This window comes from Roseibium sp. RKSG952, assembly GCF_009711355.1.
This window is the reverse complement of the sequence record NZ_SMMF01000679.1, coordinates 1-3933: the sequence shown is the minus strand read 5'-3', so window position 1 is coordinate 3933 and position 3933 is coordinate 1. Positions and strand designations below refer to the sequence as shown.

At 59.2% G+C, this 3933-nt stretch carries 4 protein-coding genes; 2 read left to right on the top strand and 2 right to left on the bottom strand.

Translation table 11 applies throughout. The annotated features are described in order from the left end of the window. Positions 1–166 precede the first annotated feature (166 nt). Positions 167–1303 carry an alanine dehydrogenase gene (ald, locus tag E1297_RS03755; protein ID WP_155134077.1) on the bottom strand — a complete coding sequence of 379 codons (1137 nt, stop codon included), beginning with the start codon at positions 1301–1303 and terminating at the stop codon, positions 167–169. Positions 1304–1455: 152 nt separating this feature from the next. Here ald and E1297_RS03750 point away from each other — a divergent pair, with 152 nt between their 5' ends. Further along, positions 1456–1923 (top strand): Lrp/AsnC family transcriptional regulator, encoded by a 468-nt coding sequence (locus E1297_RS03750; protein WP_368669455.1) that lies wholly within the window; start codon positions 1456–1458, stop codon positions 1921–1923. A gap of 106 nt (positions 1924–2029) precedes the next feature. Further along, positions 2030–2914 carry an SMP-30/gluconolactonase/LRE family protein gene (locus tag E1297_RS03745; protein ID WP_209015629.1) on the top strand — a complete coding sequence of 295 codons (885 nt, stop codon included), beginning with the start codon at positions 2030–2032 and terminating at the stop codon, positions 2912–2914. A gap of 51 nt (positions 2915–2965) precedes the next feature. On the opposite strand, the gene E1297_RS03740 is transcribed toward E1297_RS03745, so the two are convergent. Continuing rightward, positions 2966–3751: a rhodanese-related sulfurtransferase gene (locus tag E1297_RS03740; RefSeq protein ID WP_155134068.1), complete on the bottom strand. Its 786-nt coding sequence runs from the start codon at positions 3749–3751 to the stop codon at positions 2966–2968. Between the last annotated feature and the right edge of the window lie 182 nt (positions 3752–3933).

Here is a 3933-nt window from a genome sequence, read left to right as displayed (position 1 = left end):
AAACCGCCTTGAACGGCGTTCCGTGAACACTTCACCTCTATCCCGAATAGATGATAATGGGCAGAATTCGCGCGTTCAGCTGCACAGACCGGCACTATGCAGCGGCCTCAAGAAGGCGGGCTGTTCGCCCGCCTCTCGCTCGATGTTCCAAAGACTCCGGCCCCGCTCAAGCGGCCTTTGCAGCTTCGGTGCCGAGCGCCATTTGCGGGGCGACATAGTCGTAGCCAAGCGAATCAGCCACAGCCTTGCAAGTCACCTTGCCCCCATGGACGTTGAGGCCCGGCAAGAACAGCGGGTCGTCCAGAAGGGCCTGACGCGCGCCCTTGTCCGCCAATGCCAGCGCAAACGGCAAGGTTACATTGTTCAGCGCGTAGGCCGAAGTCCTCGGAACCGCGCCCGGCATGTTGGCAACACAGTAATGCACCACATCGTCGATGATATAGGTCGGGTCCGAATGCGTGGTCGCGCGGGATGTTTCAAAACACCCGCCCTGATCAATCGCAACGTCGACCAGAACGGACCCCGGCTTCATCCGCCGAACCATTTCGGCCGTCACCAGCTTCGGCGCAGCCGCACCCGCAACTAGAACCGCCCCGATCACCACATCCGCTTCCAGAACCTGTGTCTCCAGCGCCGATGCGGTCGAATAGACGGTCTTCAAGGCCGCCCCGTAGGTTTTGGACAGGCTTTCCAGAACCGAGACGTTCCGGTCCAGAACGGTAACATCGGCCCCAAGGCCCAGCGCCATGGCGATTGCGTGAGAGCCGACAACCCCGCCGCCAATGACAACGACCTTGGCAGGCTCAACGCCAGGAACGCCACCGATCAGGGTGCCGGAACCGCCATGTACCTTCTCAAGAGCCTTCGCACCGGCAATCACCGACAGGCGCCCTGCAACCTGGGACATGGGCGCCAGCAAGGGCAAGCTGCCGTCTGCACCCAGAACCGTTTCATAGGCGATGCAGGTCGCGCCCGACTTCACCAGATCGGCGGTTTGCGCAGCGTCTGGTGCCAGATGGAGGTAGGTGAACAGAATATGATCCGGGCGCAGCACGGCGCGCTCGACCGCTTGGGGCTCCTTGACCTTGACGATCATCTGGGCGGTCTCGAACACCTCCGCAGCCGTCCCCAGAACTTTCGCGCCAACCGCTTCATAGGCGGAATCGTCCACACCAATTCCCGCCCCTGCGTTGGTTTCGACATAGACATCATGCCCATGAGCGGTGAACTCGCGAACGCTGTCCGGTGTCAGCCCGACCCTGTATTCCTGATGCTTGATTTCCTTCGGAACCCCGATGCGCATGACGTTTCCCCTCTTGAATGCAAGATTGCCCTTTCAGTTTACGCCGACTTCCGCCGCAGGTGCTTGCTTTATGGTTTCCAATCGTTCATTTTACGCAATATTATTGCATCAAATTTATAAATAATCGAATATCATGCACCAGAGGCAGTCTCGTGAAACTCGACCGGATTGATCGCAAGATTCTTGACATTCTTCAGCGCGACGGCCGGATCGCCAATGCCGACCTGGCCGAGCAGGTCGGGCTGTCGGCCTCTGCGTGCCTGCGCCGCATGCGGGCACTGGAGGAAGCCGGTGTCATTTCAAAATATGTCGCCCTTCTGGACCAACGCAAAATCGGCAAGCGCATGGATGTGTTTGTCGAAATCAGCCTTGTGGGCCAGTCAAACGAAGTCCTTGAGGCCTTCGAAAAGGCGGCCGCGCGCTCAAACGAAATCATGGAATGCTTCTTGATGGCCGGCGACGCCGACTACATGCTGCGGGTTGCGGCTGCGGATCCGGTGGATTTCGAGCGCATTCACCGGGAGGAACTGGCACGCTTGCCCGGCGTGGCCCGGATGAAATCGCTGTTCGCCATCCGTCCGATCGTCCGCAAGACCTCGTTTCACCTGGGGCCGGAGTGAGGCCTGTTTCTCCCGATCTTTTTCAACACACTAGCCGGTCGACGCCCGGCTGGCTTGTCTCTATAGTCGGCAACTTCAATCATGGATTGGCCTTAGGAAAAACAAGGTGCCTATTTCGATTACGCGTCTTATCGACACGACTTACCAGCTTGCCGAATGCCCGACCTGGGATCCCACAACAAGCCGTCTGTTCTGGACCGACATCCAAGGGTGCACGATCTATGCCCTGGACTGGAACACACGCGACATCCGGCATTGGGCCTTTGACAACGAGGTTGGCTGCTTTGGCCTGACCGATGACGGCCGCCTTGTGGTTGCCGTTTGGGACCGGATTGTCCTGTTCGATCCGGCGACCGGGGAGGAAAAGCTGCTCGCGGAGGTCGAAACCGAATTGCCGCAGACGCGCCTGAATGACGGCAAGGTCGGCCCGGACGGGGCCTTCTGGGTCGGCACCTTGGACACCAGCAGTCCGCGCGAACCGATCGCCGGTCTTTACCGGATTGACGGCCGAGGCGACGTCCACCAGATCCGCGACGGCCTGCAATGCTCCAACGGACTGGCCTGGTCGCCATCGGGCACAACCATGTATCACGCCGACAGCAGCCCCGGCTGGATCGAGGCCTACGCCTTTGAACCGGACACCGGCACATTGGGTCACAAGATGCTGTTTGCCCAGCAGACCAACGAAAACGGGCGCCCGGATGGCGCAACGGTCGATGCAAACGGCAACTACTGGAGCGCCGGCGTTTCGGCAGGCGTTCTCAATTGCTTCAGCCCGGACGGCGAATGCATTCAGACCATCAAGCTGCCGGTGCCGAAACCGACCATGCCCTGCTTCTGCGGTCCGGATCTCGACCAGCTTGTGGTCACAAGCCTGAAGCCGCCCGCAGACCCGACCGCATTCGAACCGGACACCCTGTCGGGCGGCCTGTTTCTGATCGAAGGCCATGACGCTAAGGGACTGCCGACAAACCTGTTCAGGACCGGCTGACAAAAAAATACGGCGCCCTTCGGCGCCGTTTTCACGGCTTCAATAGGGGTCCTACTCCCCGGCGTAGTCCGTATCTTCGTTGATCACATGTTTGGCTTCGTCCGGAATCCAGGAGCCCCATTTGGGCGCCAGCTTGTGGTCAACGGAAATGCGGTCATCAAAGACAAAACACTCGCCCTTCCAGAGGCTTTTGTCTTCGGGCACCTTTTCGAGATAGTTCAGAATTCCGCCTTCAAGGTGAAACACCTCTTCGAAGCCATGCTTCAGCATCCAGGCGGTCGCCTTTTCGCAGCGGATGCCACCGGTGCAGAACATGGCCACTTTCGGCTTTTTCCTAAGGTCCTCGGACTGGTCCACCCACTCGGGAAACTCGCGGAAAGCCTGCGTTTCCGGGTTCACCGCGCGTTCAAACGTTCCGAAGGCATATTCATAGTCGTTTCGTGTATCGATCACGACCACCTCCGGATCTTCGATCAGCGCGTTCCAGTCTTCAGGCTTGACATAAGTGCCGACGATTTCATTCGGGTCGATGCCGTCGACAGCGAGGCGGACGATTTCCTGTTTCAGACGCACCTTGATGCGCTTGTAGACATGGCGATGGCTCCACGATTCCTTGTGGTTCAAGTCGCTCAGCCTAGGGTCGGACCGCAAATGCGCCAACACCTCGCGCACACCAGCTTCGGGACCGCAGATGGTCCCGTTGATGCCTTCGCTTGCGAGCAGCAGGCTACCGCGCACATCGCGCGCCTGACAAAACGCCTTGAGCGGCTCCCGCATGGCCTCGAAATCGTCGAGCGGGGTAAACTTGTAAAGGGCGGCGACGAGATAGTCAGTCATGGCAGCTTTTCTTGGTGATGGTTCTTGGGTGCGTTCGGCACCAGTCGCGCCCTCTATAACGCTTTAGGGGACCTCATGAGAAGTCCGGAGTTTCGCTGATGATTACGGGGCCGTATCCGGTCGTGGTGGCTTCAGCCGCGAAGTGCAGCAATGCAACGGCCAGGTTCGGTTCGCCATAAGGG

Bases quoted from the DNA above. Each gene is read 5' to 3' on its own strand.
- ald (WP_155134077.1), bottom strand. From the start codon at position 1,303: ATGCGCATCGGGGTTCCGAAGGAAATCAAGCATCAGGAATACAGGGTC.
- E1297_RS03740 (WP_155134068.1), bottom strand. From the start codon at position 3,751: ATGACTGACTATCTCGTCGCCGCCCTTTACAAGTTTACCCCGCTCGAC.